The sequence below is a fragment of the Streptomyces antibioticus genome, assembly GCF_002019855.1.
In the GTDB taxonomy this organism is placed as follows: domain Bacteria; phylum Actinomycetota; class Actinomycetes; order Streptomycetales; family Streptomycetaceae; genus Streptomyces; species Streptomyces antibioticus_B.
The window spans coordinates 8,130,381-8,146,790 of record NZ_CM007717.1; the positions used below are offsets into that span (position 1 = coordinate 8,130,381).

The 16,410-nt window shown below is 70.3% G+C and carries 16 protein-coding genes; 4 read left to right on the forward strand and 12 right to left on the reverse strand.

The genetic code is table 11. From position 1 onward, the window contains the following. Position 1 precedes the first annotated feature (1 nt). Positions 2-1,273 carry a PucR family transcriptional regulator gene (locus tag AFM16_RS36585; RefSeq protein WP_078636560.1) on the forward strand — a complete coding sequence of 424 codons (1,272 nt, stop codon included), beginning with the start codon at positions 2-4 and terminating at the stop codon, positions 1,271-1,273. Here AFM16_RS36585 and AFM16_RS36590 read toward each other — a convergent pair. The 6 genes from AFM16_RS36590 to AFM16_RS36615 all read right to left on the reverse strand — a co-directional run bounded on the left by AFM16_RS36590 (position 1,264) and on the right by AFM16_RS36615 (position 9,375). Further along, complete coding sequence (locus AFM16_RS36590; protein WP_245177900.1) at positions 1,264-1,794, reverse strand: hypothetical protein; 531 nt, start codon at positions 1,792-1,794, stop codon at positions 1,264-1,266. The genes AFM16_RS36585 and AFM16_RS36590 overlap by 10 nt on opposite strands. 115 nt (positions 1,795-1,909) lie before the next feature. Beyond that, entirely contained in the window at positions 1,910-2,323 is a 414-nt protein-coding gene (locus tag AFM16_RS36595; protein ID WP_078636562.1) for an aggregation-promoting factor C-terminal-like domain-containing protein, read from the reverse strand. A gap of 364 nt (positions 2,324-2,687) precedes the next feature. Continuing rightward, positions 2,688-5,615 carry a hypothetical protein gene (locus AFM16_RS36600; protein WP_078636563.1) on the reverse strand — a complete coding sequence of 976 codons (2,928 nt, stop codon included), beginning with the start codon at positions 5,613-5,615 and terminating at the stop codon, positions 2,688-2,690. 2 nt (positions 5,616-5,617) lie between these two features. Further along, positions 5,618-7,468 carry an HSP90 family protein gene (locus AFM16_RS36605; protein WP_078636564.1) on the reverse strand — a complete coding sequence of 617 codons (1,851 nt, stop codon included), beginning with the start codon at positions 7,466-7,468 and terminating at the stop codon, positions 5,618-5,620. A gap of 142 nt (positions 7,469-7,610) precedes the next feature. Beyond that, positions 7,611-8,597 (reverse strand): hypothetical protein, encoded by a 987-nt coding sequence (locus AFM16_RS36610; protein WP_078637232.1) that lies wholly within the window; start codon positions 8,595-8,597, stop codon positions 7,611-7,613. A 193-nt stretch (positions 8,598-8,790) separates the two neighbouring features. Beyond that, entirely contained in the window at positions 8,791-9,375 is a 585-nt protein-coding gene (locus AFM16_RS36615; RefSeq protein WP_078636565.1) for a DinB family protein, read from the reverse strand. 145 nt (positions 9,376-9,520) lie between these two features. On the opposite strand from AFM16_RS36615, the gene AFM16_RS36620 reads away from it, so the two are divergent. Further along, positions 9,521-10,348 carry a hypothetical protein gene (locus AFM16_RS36620; protein WP_078636566.1) on the forward strand — a complete coding sequence of 276 codons (828 nt, stop codon included), beginning with the start codon at positions 9,521-9,523 and terminating at the stop codon, positions 10,346-10,348. 132 nt (positions 10,349-10,480) lie between these two features. Here the strand turns inward: AFM16_RS36620 and AFM16_RS36625 are convergent, their stop codons facing one another. Then, the gene (locus AFM16_RS36625) at positions 10,481-10,954 is read right to left on the reverse strand and encodes a hypothetical protein (protein WP_179123353.1); all 474 of its coding nucleotides are present in this window, start codon (positions 10,952-10,954) and stop codon (positions 10,481-10,483) included. Positions 10,955-11,119: 165 nt separating this feature from the next. Here AFM16_RS36625 and AFM16_RS36630 point away from each other — a divergent pair, with 165 nt between their 5' ends. Then, positions 11,120-11,779 carry an MSMEG_1061 family FMN-dependent PPOX-type flavoprotein gene (locus AFM16_RS36630; RefSeq protein ID WP_078636567.1) on the forward strand — a complete coding sequence of 220 codons (660 nt, stop codon included), beginning with the start codon at positions 11,120-11,122 and terminating at the stop codon, positions 11,777-11,779. A 148-nt stretch (positions 11,780-11,927) separates the two neighbouring features. On the opposite strand, the gene AFM16_RS36635 is transcribed toward AFM16_RS36630, so the two are convergent. The 5 genes from AFM16_RS36635 to AFM16_RS36655 form a co-directional block, all read right to left on the reverse strand. Further along, entirely contained in the window at positions 11,928-12,560 is a 633-nt protein-coding gene (locus AFM16_RS36635) for a hypothetical protein (protein WP_245177901.1), read from the reverse strand. A gap of 7 nt (positions 12,561-12,567) precedes the next feature. Further along, the gene (locus AFM16_RS36640) at positions 12,568-13,278 is read right to left on the reverse strand and encodes a hypothetical protein (protein ID WP_078636568.1); all 711 of its coding nucleotides are present in this window, start codon (positions 13,276-13,278) and stop codon (positions 12,568-12,570) included. Positions 13,279-13,339: 61 nt separating this feature from the next. Beyond that, on the reverse strand, positions 13,340-13,771 hold the full coding sequence (locus AFM16_RS36645; RefSeq protein WP_078636569.1) for a hypothetical protein: 432 nt from the start codon (positions 13,769-13,771) through the stop codon (positions 13,340-13,342). Between the two features lie 185 nt (positions 13,772-13,956). After that, entirely contained in the window at positions 13,957-14,496 is a 540-nt protein-coding gene (locus tag AFM16_RS36650) for a GNAT family N-acetyltransferase (RefSeq protein WP_078637234.1), read from the reverse strand. Positions 14,497-14,559: 63 nt separating this feature from the next. Then, positions 14,560-15,210 (reverse strand): hypothetical protein, encoded by a 651-nt coding sequence (locus AFM16_RS36655; protein ID WP_078636570.1) that lies wholly within the window; start codon positions 15,208-15,210, stop codon positions 14,560-14,562. A gap of 162 nt (positions 15,211-15,372) precedes the next feature. Here AFM16_RS36655 and AFM16_RS36660 point away from each other — a divergent pair, with 162 nt between their 5' ends. Continuing rightward, the gene (locus AFM16_RS36660; protein WP_078636571.1) at positions 15,373-16,386 is read left to right on the forward strand and encodes a LacI family DNA-binding transcriptional regulator; all 1,014 of its coding nucleotides are present in this window, start codon (positions 15,373-15,375) and stop codon (positions 16,384-16,386) included. Positions 16,387-16,410: the final 24 nt, after the last annotated feature.

Genomic DNA, 16,410 nt, shown 5'->3' on the forward strand with positions numbered 1-16,410 from the left:
CGTGAGCGAAAACTTAAAGCGCGACCGCGACCGCGATAGCTGTGGCTGGCCGACGCCGTCGGAGGCGGCACGGGAGGTGATCCGGCGCGGCGCCGAGCAGGCCCTCGACCCCCGTCCGGAATGGCTCGCCGAGCTGTTCGACGCGGTCGTGCACAGCGAGCGCACGGAGCCGGCGTACACCGATCCCGTCCTCCAGGAAGGCGCGCGCCGGGCCAACCTGTCCAACCTGCTCCACTGGGCCGCCGCCAACGTGCGCGACCCGGGCGCGAGGGTGAGCGCGAACCGCAGCCCCGACCTCCTCGAAGCCAAGCGCGACATGGTCCGCCGGGGCCTCGACGAGACCGCCCTGGAGACCTGGCGCCGCGGCCAGAACGTGGCGTGGCGCCGCTGGATGGAGATCTGCTTCGGCCTCACGGACGACCAGGCCGTCCTCCACGAGGTCCTGGCCGTGACGTCGCGTTCGATCTCCGCCTTCATCGACGACACCGTCGCCGCCGTCGCCGAGACCATCAGGGCCGAACGCCACGACCTCACCCGCGGCACCCACCCCGAACGCCTCGCGACGGTCTCCCTCCTCCTCGAAGGCGCGCCCGTCTCGCGCGAGACCGCGGAGACCCGACTCGGCTACCGGCTGACCGGGCACCACCTCGGAGCGATCGTCTGGGGACACGACGTACCCGGGGACCGGCTCGAGAACGCGGCCGAACTCCTCCTCACGGCGACCGGTGCAACCGGCCGCCTGACCGTCCTCGCCACCGGCTCCTCGCTCTGGCTGTGGCTCCCGGTCCCCACCGCGCCACGCTCGGACGAACTGAATGCCGCCTTCACCACCGTGCCCTCGGTCCACGTCGCCGTCGGACACCCCCGGCTCGGCCTCGACGGCTTCCGGCAGACACACCTCGAAGCCGCCACCGTCCAGCGCATGATGGCCCGCCTCGCCACCTCCCGCCGCGCGGGCACCTACGCCGACACCCAACTGGTCGCCCTGCTCAGCCACGACGTTGCCGAGGCCGACCGCTTCATCGACGACACCCTGGGTGACCTCGTCCACGCGGACCCCGACCTCGCCCTGACCCTGCGCACCTACCTCGACGAACAGTGCAACGCCGCCCGCGTCGCCGAACGCCTCCACACCCACCGCAACACCGTGGTACGCCGCCTCACCCGCTGCGACGAACTCCTCCCACGCCCCACCACCGACGACCCGGTAGGCATCGGCGCGGCCCTCCACCTCCTCGCGTGGCGCGGGGCTCGGGGCGCCGATCAACCCTGAGACTCAGGGCGAGCCCGGTGCCACGCCTCCTCGAAGTCGGTGGAGTCGATCTCCATGGACGCATACTGCGGGTCATACAGGTCGAAGGGCGGGTTGAACGGACAGTCCTCCTCGGTCGTCTTCACGGCACCACCGTCCGGACCGACTTCGACCTGCCGCAATCGCCGCCCGTCCGGACCGAACTCCATCAGATACACGGCTTCGTCGCCGTCCTCCTGGCCGCGCAAGTACACACGGTCCCGACCTGCCAGGACGCCGAACCCGGGCTGACCGCGCTGCGCGTCGCGCTGGGCGCGGAAATCGGACAGTGGGTTGGGGTCCGGCGCGTCGAGGTGGACCTCTTCCAAGGCCCAGGTCTCGGCGCGTTCGACGGTCTCCGGGGTGGTGACCACCTTGACCTCGGCGCAGGCAAGGACGATCTCCTCCGCCGACTCGGCCCACACCCACCACCACAGGCCCCCCATCCCGTAGTCGTGAAGGACCAGATGGCGCGTCTTCCCAACCTCACCCAGATGATTCACAAGGCGTGAGCCTACGTGCGGGTACGCCGAAACGGCGGCCCCGGGGTCGGGGGCGCCGTTGTCATGCGTGGTGCGTGGTGCGTGGTGCGTGGTGGTGCTGTGTGGCTGGGTTGGTTTAGTACCAGCCGTGGGTCTGCCAGAAGTTCCAGGCGGCGACGGGGCTGCCGTAGCGGGAGTTCATGTAGTCGAGGCCCCACTTGATCTGGGTGGCGGGGTTGGTCTTCCAGTCGGAGCCGGCAGAAGCCATCTTCGAGGCGGGCAGGGCCTGGACCAGGCCGTAGGCGCCGGAGGAGGCGTTGGTGGCCTTGACGTTCCAGCCGCTCTCGTGGCTGACGATGTTGGAGAAGGCCTTGTACTGCGCGGCGTCCGGGATCATCTTGTGCGCGATCGCCTGAGCGCTGGACGCGGAGGAGGTCGCCGCGTGGGCGGGGGCCGCGGTCATGGCGATGCCGGCGGAGGCGGCAACGAGGGCGACGGCGGTGACGGCCTTCTTCGGGCTGGCGATGCGGCGGATGACGGAGACGGACACAGAGAACCTTTTTCTTCGGGGACGTTGCCATCGCTCGCATGTGAGTCACGTGGTGGTGTCTGCATGCGTCGGCGCCGAGGCCCGGGGGGCTTGTCGGCGCCGTGCGACGTCGTCCAGATAAGCACCCCGGACAGGCGTCCGCAATGACCCCTTTTGCTAGTTGTGGTCGTATTCGCCGACCCGACCGCCTGTGTGAGCTGGCTCTCAATGTGCAGGTCAGGGCGGGTTATGGCATGCTCATGGCGTCCGAAATATCCCACTAGGCCGGATCGTAGGTGATGTGGGTCATGTGGGGTGCTTCACCGGTCAACGGCCTCGAACCGCGGGTCAGGGTGAGCGCCGTCACCCTGACCCGAGATCACGACTACTCGTCGCGCAGTTCCGCCGCCAGCGCGGCCAGTGCCTCCGTCTCCTCCTTGTGCCCCAGCGCGGACAGGCGGTCGATCGCCGCGTCGAGGCGGGCGAGGGCGGGCCCCGGCCGTTCCAGGTGGAAGCCCTCCACGGCGGCGGCAAGACGGACGCACTCCGCCCACTCGACGGCCTGGTCACCGCCTTCCGGGCCCGGCTCGCCGAGCAGGCCGAGGGCCTTGTCCAGGGCCGTCAGGGCGTCCTCGTGCTCACCGGCGTACGCGTTGACCCGGCCGTACTCGTAGGCGAGGGCCGCGTCGAGGGGGCGGCCGTGGGCCTGGTAGCCCGCGGCGCGCGCCTCGTCCGCGATCCGGCCCGCGTCGGTGAGGAAGGCGAGGGCGTCGGCGAGGCCGTCGGGGCCCTGTGCCCGCGCCTGGAGGCGGGCCAGCTCGCGCAACGCGCTGCTGAGCGACTCGTAGCGCGCGTCCCGCGCGTGGGCGGCCAGTGCCTGGTCCACGACCTCGCGGGCCCGGCCGAACTCGCCCGACTCGCCGAGCAGTACGGCCGTCTCCGCCGCGATCATGGCATGGCTGCCGGGGTCGTCGTCCCAGCCGGCCGATGAGGCGGCCAGGGCGATGAACTCCGCCGTGGCGGCCTTGAGATCGTCGCCCGCGTGCAGGGCGCGGGCGCGCGTCAGACGGAGCTGTGCGGTGAGACGGTCGTCCAACTCGCCGCTGCTGATGTCGGGTTCGGACAGCAGGGAGTCGAGCAGGGCGATGCAGTCCTCGACACGGCCGAGGTCCAGGGTGAGCTGGGCCGCGTTGCTGTACGTGCAGTACGCGTCCGTGCGGCTGCCGTGCCGCAGCTCCAGCTCCGCGGAGCGGGTCAGATGCCGCAGCGCCTCCTGCGCGCGGCCCAGGCGCATACAGGCTTCGGCCAGGCCGCCGTGGAGACGGACGGTGTCGATCGCGCCGGCGGGCCATTCGGCGGCCAGGCGTATCCCCTCGGCCAGGTCGGCGTGGGCCGCCTCCGCTTCGCGAAGGCCCAGGTGGAGCTGGCCGCGCAGGCCGAGCGCGTCCGGGAGGTGCCAGGCGGGTCCCTGGGTCCGCAGCCGGTCGAGCAGGGCGTCGATCTCCTCGACGGCGGTGGGCAGTTCGCCGGAGAGGGCGTAGCTGCCGGCCCGCAGCATCATGGCGCGGGAGACCTGTCCGGCGATGTCGTGCTCGGTGGCGTGCGCGAGCAGCAGGTCCGCCTCGGCGAGCGCGGGAGCGGCGAACTCCTTGTCCCTCGACACCTGGAGACGCAGGCCGAGCGCGGTCGCGCGCAGCCGCAGCAGCCGCGCTTCGTACGGCGGGGTGAGGCCGGTCGCCGCCTCCTGCATACGGACCATGGACGCGTGCGCGTCGGTCAGCGCGGCGGTCCTCGCCTCCGTGGATTCGGAGTCCTGCGAGGTCGCCTCCGCGGTCGTGAGCAGGGCTCCGGCGCGGGCGAGCAGCGCGTGCTCCTCCTGCCCGGCCTCGTCGTACAGCTCCGCGGCCTGCTCCTGAAGGGCCGCCGCGACGGTGAACTCCTGCTTCTCACCGGCCTTGTGGGCGTCCTCGATCAGCAGGTCGGCGCGCAGCTCGGCGAGCGTGCCCACGGTCGCGTCGTCGGGATGCGTGTAGTCCTCGGCGGCGACCATCGTGCGCAGCCGCGTCCAGCACGCGTCCGCGTCCGGGTGCCCATCCGTCCTCAACGCCCTTGCCCGGAGAATGAGTTCGGTCAGCGACTCGGCCACGGGGGCGGGCGCGGGGGAGTCGACCACGGTCGCGGCCGGGACCACGTCGTCGAGGCTGCGGGCGCGCAGGGTCAGTTCGAGCGCGTCCAGCAGCGGTGCCCGGTCGAGGCGGGCCTCGCGGCGCTCGGCGTGGGTGGCCGTGCCGTTGCGGGTGTCGAAGCGGGCGGCGAGTCCGTCGGCCTGCTCTGCGACGTCGGCGCGCAGTGCGGCCACCGTCCAGGTGCGGCCCGCCGGTCCGGCGGCGGGCAGGTCGCCGTGGCCGAGGGACTCGACGCGGCGGAGCAGGACGTCCACCCCGGTGAGGAAGGCGAGCCGGTCCAGCGGCGAGTCCACCTCCTCGAACAGGGTGCGGTTCTCGGCGAGGAGTTCCAGACCGCGCGCCTCGTTGCCGGTCAGTGCGCAGAACTCCAGATGCCGGCCCACCTCCCCGGCCATCGAGGGGTTGCGGCGGCAGCCGCGGTACCCGGCGAGATGCAGCCGTCGGGCCTCCTCGGTACGGCCGGCGCGCACCAGCGGCAGCAGCGCGTACGAGATGGAGCGCGCGGGCTCCTCCTGGCAGGACTCCTTCCCGGCCAGCACGGGTTCCCAGGCGCGCAGGGCCCGTTCGTCGTCGCCCGCCGCGAGGTGGTACAGGGCGCGCTCGCAGATCTCGCACGCCTCGCAGTCGCTGAGCTGAGTGCGGCTGCGGCCCGCCCACAACTCGTAGGCGAGCGCGGTGTCCTCCCCGACGTGCGCGGCGAGTTGATACGCCTGCCCGTAGTAGGGCTGGAGGCCGAGGCCGGCCTTCTCGTACCGGTCGCGCATCTCCGTCAGCCACTGGCGCAGGCTCGCGAGCGGTATCTCGGGCAGGGCGCGCAGGGCGGCGGCCACCCACTTGAACCGCCAGAACAGCAGATGCCGCAGACGCTCGTCGAAGACGTCGGGCTGTTCGTCGAAGAGCGTGAGCAGACGGGCGAAGACGACCGGCGACTTACGGGGCTCGGAGCCGTAGGTGTACGCCTCCTGGAGTTCGAGCAGGGCATGGACGAGCGCGACGGGCTCGGCGAACTGCTCGGCGGCGTCGACGAGTTCCTCGGCGGTGACGGTGCGGGTACGGCCGTAGGGGCGGCGGCCGTTCTCCTGGAGCGCCTCGTGCAGCTCGTCGATGGTCTGGGGAGTGGTCGGCATCGTCAGTTGTCCTTGCGGAGGGCGTGGGCGAGCAGGTCGAGGAACGAGCGGTTGATCAGGCTCGACTCGGCGGGCCTGAGCGGGCGCCTCGACAGCATCGCGGCCTGCCCGTACAGGGCTTCGGCGCTGGTGCGGGCGAGTTCGGGCTCGTCGATGGTGACGGCGGTGCGCACCAGCGGGTTGAGCTGGTTGAGGATCAGTTGCGCCCGGGGTGCCTCCTGGCGCAGATGGCCGAGGATGTCGCCCCACAGTCCGCCCTGTTGCTCGCGGGCGAGCTGTGAGCGCGTGCGTTCGTGGCGGGCCTCGCGGCTGTCGAGGAGGAGAGCGGGAGCGGTCGCGGGCTGGAAGGTGCGCAGCGCGACGTCGCAGTCGAAGACGGCGAGCGCGTCGCGGGCGAGCGCGAGATAGGCCGCGGCGGCCAGTTCGGTCTCCCGGTCGACGGGGTCGAGATGCGCGGTGAGGGTGGCGGGATCGAGGTCGGCGACACCGACCTCCGGCCTGATCTCGGGCAGCCGGTGGACGAGTTCACGGTCGTAGGTGTAGCCGCCGTTGACGACACCGAGCCCGGCCGCCGAGGCGATCGCCGCGACCTGGCGGAACTCCTCCACGCTGGACGTGACGAGCACCGTGCGGTGGGCGCGCGCGAACTCGTCGAGGGTGGCGTGCCCGTCGGTGGTCTCGAACGGCAGCCACGGCAGCAGCATCCGCAGGATCTCGTCGTCGTGCACCGCGAGCGACTTCACGGCCAGATGGTGGATCTGGAGAAAACGGGACAGCAGGTCCGGGTCGCTGGCCGCGGTCCGCGCGATCCACGCCCGCAGATGCTCGGCGAGGGCGTCACGGACGGCGGCGAGGGTGTCGTCCTCGTACAGCGCCTCGCGCGACGCCGTCGGGCGCAGGCTCTCGGCGTCGACGACACAGCGCACGAAGAACGCCCATTCGGGCAGGATCTCCTCCGCCTGCTCGGACAGCAGCATGCCCTTGACGTGCACACGGTGCCCGTGGCGGCGCCCGGCCGGTACGGCCTCGGAGAGCACGCACGCTATGCCCTTCAGGCCCACGGCGGGAAGGTCCAGCTCGATGGTGTCCAGCGGGGTGAAGCCGAAGACCTCCGCACCGTAGGCGGCCAGTGCCCGCGAGCGGGCCCCGGGTGTGGGATGGGTGCGAGCCCAGGGCGCCGGCTCGGGATTCACGGCCGTACCGGGGCCGCTCGTACCGTCCTGGAAGGTCACCGGATGACGCAGCAACGACCCGAAGTGCCGGGCCAGCGCGTGCACTTGGGCGGGCCGGGTCCACTCGGCGGTGTCCGCGCGCGGGGTGAGCGTGACGGTGGTGCCGGGACGGGGACGGGCGGAGGCCGGCAGCGTACGGACGCTGTAGCTGCCGTCGCCGCGACCTCGCCACTCCACGGCGGGGGCGTCCGGGGTGCGGGCGGAGCGGCTCAGGACGTGGATCTCGTCCGCGACCAGGAAGCAGGAGAGCAGACCGATGCCGAACTGGCCGATGAAGTCGGCGCGTTGCTCGGCGATCTGGTCGGTGTGCTTGCTGCTGCGGCCGATCGTGGCGAGGAAGGTGTGCACATCGGCCTCGGTCAGCCCGACGCCGTCGTCCTCGACCCGCACGACCGACCCGTCGGCGAAGAGCCGGATGCCGAACGAGCCCTCCGCGGCGGCGGGTTCGAGGCGGTAGCGGGCGGTCAGCGCGTCCACCGCGTTCTGGAGGAGTTCGCGCAGATAGACGCGGGGGCTGGAGTAGAGGTGATGGGAGAGCAGATCGACGAGGCCGCGCAGGTCGACCTGGAAGGTGCGGTCGCCGTCGGCGGCCGGGTGTGCGGGGGAGTGAGGCAGAGTCATCGAGAAGTCCGGGGTGGGTGATCGAAGGCTGACGGGAGGGCTGTCGCGCGCGTGGAGCGTCAGACGTGGCGCGTCAGACGTGGCGCCTCGGGCCGTACGCCGGAGGGCGCACGTCAGTGATGGCGGCGGGTTCCGGGCCGGCTCACGCGAAGCGCCGGAAACGGGCGTAGACCTTCTCCGGCTGAGTCATGTAGGACCAGGGCCACGTGGTGAAGGCGCCGCCCAGCTCGTAGTAGACGCGCGGGGCCACGAGGCTTTCCGCTGCCAGCGAGAGGGCCATGGCGAAGATGCCGAAGTCCTCCTGCCAGCCCGGGCGCCGCACGTAGTCGGGATGGAGGATGCTGCGCCTGGCCGCGTCCCTCAACTCGTCCTGGATCTGCGGGGTGTCGAGGCAGTTGCGGTCGCCGGACTCCACCCAGTCCTCGATATGGGCCATGGGGATCACACAGCCGAGGCGATGTCCGTCGGGAGCCTGGGCGAACGCCTTCCGCGCGAACTCCAGCGCCGCACCCGGCTCGCCGCGCCATCGCGGCTGGAGCTGCGACACCCACTCGATGTGCGTCTCCAGGTCCAGCGGGTCACGGCGGAGGGCGGCGTCGAGACGCGCCTCGTTCACCGCGGCGCCCAGCGACATACCGCGGCCGGAGGTGAGCAGCCGACGCCACGGCGCGACCCACTCCGGACGCAGCTCGGCCGCTTCGAGCAGATGCTCCTCGGCGATGTGGAGCCGCTGGTGGAAGGTGCGCCACTGCTCCTGTGAGACGTCCGAGGCCCGCGCGGAGGTACGCGCCTCCCAGCCCCAGACGATGTGGCGCGCGCCGGATATCAGCAGGGCCGTGGCCCGGTGCTCCTCGTCCGCCTCGGCGACCCCGCCGATCCAGTACTCCACCCCGGCGATGTCGGCCAGCTCCCCGAGCACCTGATGGTCACGGCCGAGATCGAAGGGCGCCGAAGCCGTCTTGAGCTCCTCCCAGTGACCCGCGCGCGCCGCCTCCACCATCGCCAGGACCCGGGTGTCCCCGAGGGCCCGCAGCGCGTACACCCCGTTGCGCTTCTCCTTGCGCGACACCGGCAGGGCGTACGGATCCGCCGGTCTCTCCTCATCCCTGCCGAACAGCTTCCCCCACATGCCGCGTCCCTCCCCATGATCCTGCTTGATCTGATTCTGCTTGATCGTCCGACGCAGCATAGGCGGTCCCTACGACATCGCTGCCACAGGATTTCTTCCTGGTCAGGCGGGGTTCCGATCACCTCGCTCCGGTGTGATCACATGCGGCTCCCGCTCGGGCCCGTCAGTCAGGTCGGGGACGAAGCGGCGCGGCTCAAGCCTTGATCGCCACGGCCGACCTGGCGGCCTGCTCGACCTTCGCGCGGTAGGCCGCACGGGCTTCCTCGTCGATCCGCTGCTCGTGTTCGGGGCGCATCCCGGTCCGGCCGTCGACGCCCTCACGGAGGATGTCGGCGTGCCCCGCATGCCGGTTGGCCTCGCCGAGGACATGGACCATGACGGCGAACAGGTTCGTGTTGGGAGCAGGCTCCGGCCACCACGGCACATGGCCGGGGGCGTCGAGGGGCAGCCCGCTGATCGTCGCGTCCGCGTGGTCCCACGTACGCCGGTAGAACCCGACGATCTGGTCACGCGTCTCGTCCTCGGCCGCCCACAGATCGCTGCCGTCGTGGTCCTGCCACCGGGGCAGCGGCTCCGGGCAAGGACGGTCGAAGACCTCGCCGAAGTACCTGGCCTCGACGCTGGCCACGTGCTTGACCAGGCCGAGGAGGTTGGTCCCGGTCGCTGTCAGAGGCCGGCGGGCGTCGTACTCGGACAGGCCGTCGAGCTTCCAGAGCAGCGCCTGGCGGTCCCGCCGCAGTCTCCCGTGCAGGGTGTCCTTCGCGAAGTCGTCGATCATGCGGCATGAGCCTGCCACGGGCTGCTCGTGGTCTCAAGATCCCTCGCAGGGAGACGGCTCTGACCTGGGAGGTCAGGGTCGGAGGGCATGAACTCGTCAGATAGGCTGCCGCCTCTTGCAACGGCAACCTCCTGAAGAGGTGTGAATGAAGACAGGCAGACGAACCGCCACGGTGGTGACGTTCGTGGGGGCGCTGGGCCTCTCGGTGCTGAACGCGCCGGCGGCTCAGGCAGCGGACACCGGTATCACCGTGTCGGGCATCGTCATCAACAACGGCAAGCCGATCGTCGTCGGCACGTCGAAGGTCGTGGAGCCGCCGCTCCGCTTCAACATCGCCCTGCCCTCCGGGTACAGCACCGCCAACCCCTTCCGCTACGAGGCGGAGCCGTTCCTCTACCGGGGCAGCATCAGTACGGCGGCCAAGACCGGTGAGAACTACATCGGGCCGGGCGGTTACACGTGCTACGAGACGGACGCCAAACACGCTCGCTGTGAGGGCAACCTCTACATCGACCCGGACCGGACCCAGGATCACGTCGACTCCAACAGCGACGCCACGACCTGGAAGGTCGGCGTCACGCTACGGCTGTTCAAGGCCGACGGCGGCCTGAAGACCGAGGAACGGGAGACGCGCTCCACGACCGTCCAGTTCCGCCGCGCGGCCAAGCTCACCACCAACGCCTCGCCGGAACCGGTCACCAAGGGCAAGCCGATCACCGTCACGGGCAAGCTGACCCGGGCGAACTGGAGCACGAAGAAGTACGGCACCTACAGCGGCCGTACGGTCGGTCTCCAATTCCGCGCGAAGGGCACCGACACCTTCAAGACGATCAAGAAGGCCACCACCAGCAGCACGGGCGGCCTGAAGACCACGGTCACCGCCTCAGTCGACGGCTACTACCGCTGGGTGTACAACGGCAACACCACGACGGGCGCGACCACGAGCACGGCCGATTACATCGACGTGCGCTGACGGCGCGTGAAGAGTGGCTCGGCCGGCTGGTCCGGCCGAGCCACGGCGGCGTCATCCGCTGAACCGTGGTGCTGATCGTTCCAGCGAGGCGCAGTTGATGGCGCCGCCGGAACATCACGGCTTCGACGGCGGCTACGCGGCTGCCCAGTCGTCACGATGGTCGCGCCACGCGGACCTGAGGGCTTCCAGTTCGGCGCGCGGGAAGTGCTCGCCCCACTTGCCGCGGTATGCGCTCTCGCCGTGCTCCCTCACGACTTCGTCGAAGCAGCGGATCACTGCTCGGGCAACGATGTCGATGTCCTGCTGGGTGGACCAGATCTCGGTCCCCGTCTTGTCGTGGGCGTTGCCGTGGGGCAGTTCGAGTAGGCGGATCCAGACGTCGGTGCCTTGACGGTAGAAGATCCATCGGAAGGCGGTGGGCTCGGCCTCGAACTGTGCTCGGCATTCGGACTCGCCGCCAACGAGTCTGGTCACCGCCGTCAGGAGATCCTCGGGGGCGGTGGTGATGTAGGACGCCGTGACTTCGGCTTCCGACTGGTGGTCACCGACGACGCAATCGGCCCAACCGTGTCCGGACAGGATCCAGGCGAGTCGTAGGTGGGGCATCGCCGTTCCCTTGGTTCGGTTGCGGTCCCCGGCGCCGTTCGCCAAGAACCTCGCGGGGAGGGAGTGCACGCCTGTGGGGAACGCACCTGAGTCCCCATCCTATCGAGCCGTGCCCGCACCCACCCACGATGATCAATCGCACGTCGGCCCATTAATGTCGAGGGCATGACGACACCCCTTGCCGGCAGTGCCTTCGACTCGCTCCGTCTCGACGCCGTGTCCGACCAGGAGGCGCTGCGCCAGGTCTACGAACTGCCCAAGGCCGCGGCCATGCGCAAGCAGATGACCGAACTCACCGAGCAGACACGGCGGTTGATCGGCTGCTCCTCGCTGGTCTTCGTCGCCAGCGCGGACGCCGACGGCAACTGTGACGTCTCGCCGCGTGGCGGCCCCGCCGGGTTCGCCGCCGTCCTGGACGCGCGGACGGTGGCGATTCCGGACGCGACCGGCAACAAGCGTCTGGACACCTTGCAGAACGTCGTCGCCACCGGCCGGGCCGGGCTGCTGTTCGTCATCCCGGGGCGCACCACGACGCTCAGGGTGAACGGCCGGGCCTGCATCTCCACCCGCCCGGAGCTGCTGTCGCAGCTCACCGCCGTGGGCAAACCGCCGGCCAGCGCGCTGGTGCTGGGGATCGAGGAGGTCTACCCGCACTGCCCCAAGTCGCTCCTGCGCAGCGCGGCGTGGAAGCCGGAACAGTGGCTGCCGACGGACGCCCAGCCGACCTCGGCCGAGGTGACGCTGGCCCAACTGCGCATGCCGGAACTGACGATCGCCGACATCGAGCAGGCGGAGGCGGAGTCGCTGAAGTACCGGTACGAGTAGGCGGGGAGAGGAGATTCGGCCCCGCCTACGCGAGGGGCGCGGTTCAGGCGTGCTGCATCCAGACGTTGGGCTCCTGATACACGCCCTCATCGGCCGAGCGGTCGATCCGCAGGAGGCTGAGCCCATCGGGGATCACGTAGTCGCCCGACTAGGGGAAGGCCAATCCGGTCCAGCGTTCCCACTCGGCAACCGTGCCCGTCATCGTTTGCGAAGCCGGAGCCGCCGAAAGGATTTTGGCGCCAAGACGCTGGTGGGTTCGAATCCAAGGATCGAGAGCCGTGCCGTCCTCACGGCTCCACCGCATGAATGTCTCGATCGGCGTCAACGGATACCGGGCCTTCATCGTGGGGCGGACCGGGGCTATGACCCGGTCCCAACCGGCTTGTTCCGCCGCCTGACGGAGCGCTTTGAGGGTTTCCCCGGCCAGCCCTCGTCCCTTCAGCGCCGGGGTGACGATCGCTCCGCAGATCACCAAGGTATTGGGCTCGACTTCTTGCTCACGGCCCTCGACGGCACGGACAAGTGCCTGGGTATAGCCCGTGGGGAGAGACTCGGGGAGCCCGTCCCAGCGAATGGGCACACCCCAGCCTGCGGCGACCGGCACATCACGCTCATCCACCAACGTAAGGTTCAGATCGGCGAACCACTCGCCGACCCTCCCGATGTATTCCTTCACCAGCCGGTCAGCAGTGATGAACTCCGGGAAGCCTTCGCTGTACAGCTCCTTGAGATGCGCGTCGTGCCAAGTACGGGAATCAGTGCGTTCGATCTTCAGGATCATGGCCCCTTCAGTTCTGGTTCACGGGCCAGACCGCGGCCGGGTCGCAGTGGGCCGGGCAGGCCAGTAGATAGACCTCGTTGCCGAGGAAGAGACCGTAGGTGTCGGCGCCAATGCTGTAGGGCTGCTCCGGTTGGTCCGGGTGGACGGCGAATTCCATGCCCTCCGGCACCTGGCAGAGGTAGATCAACTCGGCGCCGCACGCGCACCGGTAGAACTCCGGGTCTTGGGCCCAGGACGGTGTGCCGCCCATTTTGAACGTCTGGGCCCCCAGCCCTCGCGCGTTCGGGTTGTCCACGAAGGGGCGCAGGACCAGCGGCAGGGCACACACGGACGGCTCGGGTTCCGCCGTCGGCAGCGTCGCGTGGCGCTGGAGCAGCAGGCTCCAGAACGGACCCGGATAGGGCGGCTGCGCAGCGTCCCAGTACCGAGGCACGAGCCGGCCGTCGGTCAACTGCGGGTCGGAGGCGTCGTTGTGCGCACGGCAGTGGAAAACCAGCAGGTGGTCTCCGCCGAAAGGCCCGACGTCCTGAGGGACGTCGAGTTGGAAGAACAGTGCCATTCGCTCGCCGCAGAAACACTCCGGCCACGCTTGGCCCTCGTCCAGGAAGGGCCAGCCGCCCACCGAGTTCCGCGTCGGCCGGGCCAGGGGTTCGGTTCCGACCTCGACGGTGTACGCAGGCAGCCCGATACGTCTGTGCGGCACAACACGTTCGACCATCCACTCACTCTAAGCGCGCCTTGCCCTGGTGAGCGGGGCTTCCGTTCCCGTCGTTGGAGGCTCACAGCAGATCGTCCGTGTCGTACAGGCGCTCGTGCCACCAGGCGCCCCTGCGCCAGGGCTCGCGGTGTGCGAAGACGTCCGGCAATGTCCTGTGCAGCAGCTCCCCGTCGAGCTCGGCCAGCAGGGACTCCAAGTCGCGGCGGGCGTAGTGGGGGAGCAGCGGGAGCATCCCCTCCAGGACGTCACGGGCCGCAGCAGGATTGCATTCGAGGTCGCAGCGCGTGCAGGCGCAGTAGTCGCGGCGCATGTAGAGGTACCGGCCCGGGGTGGCGAGGAAACGGCGCAGCGCGGCGACGGCGGCCCTGGTGATCCCCGGCGTCACGAGCCTGTCGGTGTACAGGGTTTGTCGCCGGTGCCGCGCGCTCGGGTCCGTGTCGGGCAGGGGCAAGGAGTCCGCGTACAGGCACTCCGCCCGGTGAACGGCGGACACGGTTCGTGAGTCGAGGCGGTCGATCCGGGTCGGCCAGGGGAGGAGGTCGACGGACGGGGGACTGAAGCGTCGGGCGCGCAGGGCGCCGGGCCGTCTACGCGGCACTGGCCTTTCGCTGTGTCGTCATGCGGTGATCATGCGACAGGCGGGACAGGGATGTCCACCCTTGCCGAGCCCAGGCCCAGTTACCCCCAGGACGTGCCCGGCGGCCGCAGGCCGAGCCACTGTTCGGCGTCCCAGGCGTGGAACCGTTCCACCTCGGCGAATCCCAACTTCGCCGCAAGCCGCATCGAGCGAGCGTTGGCGGTCTGGGTGGTGAGCACCACCGGCTCATCGGGATGGACGCCTGCGAACCAGTCCAGAGCCGCCGCGCACGCCTCACGGGCGTATCCGAATCCCCAGACCCGCGGCAGGAACAGGTAGCCGAGATCGACCTTCCCCACAGCGGCCGGGCGACGGTGCTCCGTGACTCTCCTGAGCAGGACCTGCCCGATCATCTCCCCGTCGAGATCGACCACGAGGCTCACGGGCCGCCGCCCGGGCACCTCGGGCATCTCGCGCTCAAGCTCGTCCCGCGAGTGGGCGCCGCCGAGGTAGGTGTGCACCTCCGCCGACGTCAGCAGCTCGATGAACGCCGTACGGTCCCGGGCCTCGGACTCACGGAGCACGAGCCTCTCGGTCCGGAGGGGAGCAGTTGGCCAGTCGACGGGGCCGAGATCAGTCATGCAGGCCACCCAAGCAGCACGCCCGGCAGCGATCAAGGCTCCCTGAGACGCGGCCGGTTCCGCTCAGCCGTCGAGCCCGGCCGAGGGCGCGTCCCCGTTCTGCGCCTGCCGGGCCCGCTCGGCGAGCACCGTTGCCAGGTCCCGAACCGCCTCCTCGTCGATGCCGCCCTTGTCCGTGGACGCCGTCTCGGTCCACAGCAGCACCGTGCCGACCCGGGTCTGGGTCACGGCGCCGGGCTCGCCGAGGAATCCGGCGGTGCCGAATCGAGCGTCACGCTCGTCACCGAGCGAGCCGATCTCGAATGCCTTGGCCTTCTGCCCCGCCCGCTTGCCGTAGTAGCCGTCCCAGAGCACGTCGTACGCCGCGTGGGCGGCCTGCTCGGTGTCGTAGGCGATGACCAGGAAGGTGACGGTGGCGGCGTTGTCGTCGTGCTGGAAGGTCGAGGCGCCGAAGAAGCGGGAGTTCTCGCAGCCCGCGTTGCCCTTGATGGGGCAGGCCTGCGAACGGTAGAGCTTGTCCATCTCGACCGCCGTGGGCCGAGCGGACTCCTTCCACCCGGGCATGGCCTCGCCGTCGGGCAACGTCTCCCGTACCTGTTCCTTCGAGAGCGCCACCGCCTTGCCGTTCCCACCGTCACCGTCACCACCACAGCCGGCCAACAGCAGCGCCGCCGCCGCGATCGTCACGCACCACCGGTAGTTCCTCATGGTCATGCCACCACCCCCTGCGGTGATCTTACGCGGACCGGCTCCGCGCCCCGAGTGTGCAGCTCCGCTCCCCAGATCCCCCACGAACCCGCTAGCCCGACGCACCCCCGCCGGTCCAGAATGGAAGGGCTTCCAGTACTGTTGCGAACCAGGAGGGCCCCCGGTCTCATGAGTAATGTGCCACCGCCTCGCCGGCTGACGCTCGACCAGGTGGCCGAGCGGGCCGGTGTGTCCCGTTCGGTCGCCTCACGGGTCCTCAACGACGCTCCCCATGTCAGCCGCGCCAAGCGCGAGGCCGTAGAGCGCGCGGTGCGCGATCTCGGCTTCGTCGCGAACTCCAAGGCCCGCGCGCTGGCGACCAGCCAGGCCGGCGTGGCCGCGCTCGTCATCTCCCAGCACGACCCCGCCGTACTGGCCGACCCCTTCTTCGGGCAGGTCATCGTCGGCGTGTCCGCCGTCCTGGAGGAGGCCGACCTCAACCTGATGCTGTGCCTGGCCGCATCCGAGCGCGGACGGTCACGCGTCGAGCACCTGCTGCGCTCCGGCGGCGTCGACGGCGTGATGATGATGGCCCTCCACGAGGACGACCCGCTGGCGGCCCTGGCCGAGCAGACGGCGACGCCCGTGATATTCGGCGGCAGACCGGTCGGCAAGGATCCGCGCTGGTACGTCGACATCGACAATGTCGCCGGCGCGCGCGTGGCCACAGATCATCTGCTGGCGCGGGGACGCAAGAACATCGTCACCATCAGCGGGCCGCTGGACACCCAGGTCGGGCAGGCACGGCACCGCGGGTACCGGGAGGCGCTGCTGCTGGCGGGTGTGACGCCGCGGGAGCCCGAGACGGGGGACTTCGAGGAGGCCGGCGGGGCCGCCGCGATGACCAGGCTGCTCCAGGCCCATCCGGACCTGGACGGCGTCTTCGCGGCGAACGACAACATGGCGGTGGGCGCCCTGCGCGCGCTGCGGCAGGCGGGGCGTTCGGTGCCCGGCGAGGTGTCGGTCGTCGGGTTCGACGATCTCGCCGTCGCGCAGATCGCCGAGCCCGCGCTGACGACCGTGCACCAGCCGATAAGGAATCTGGGGCGGGAGATGGCGCGCATGCTGGTCGGGCTGATCGGCGGCCAGGATCCCAGCCCGCTCCTGCTCCCTACGCACCTGGTAGTGCGCGCGAGCAGTTGAGCGAGCGGACCGGGAACACGCCAA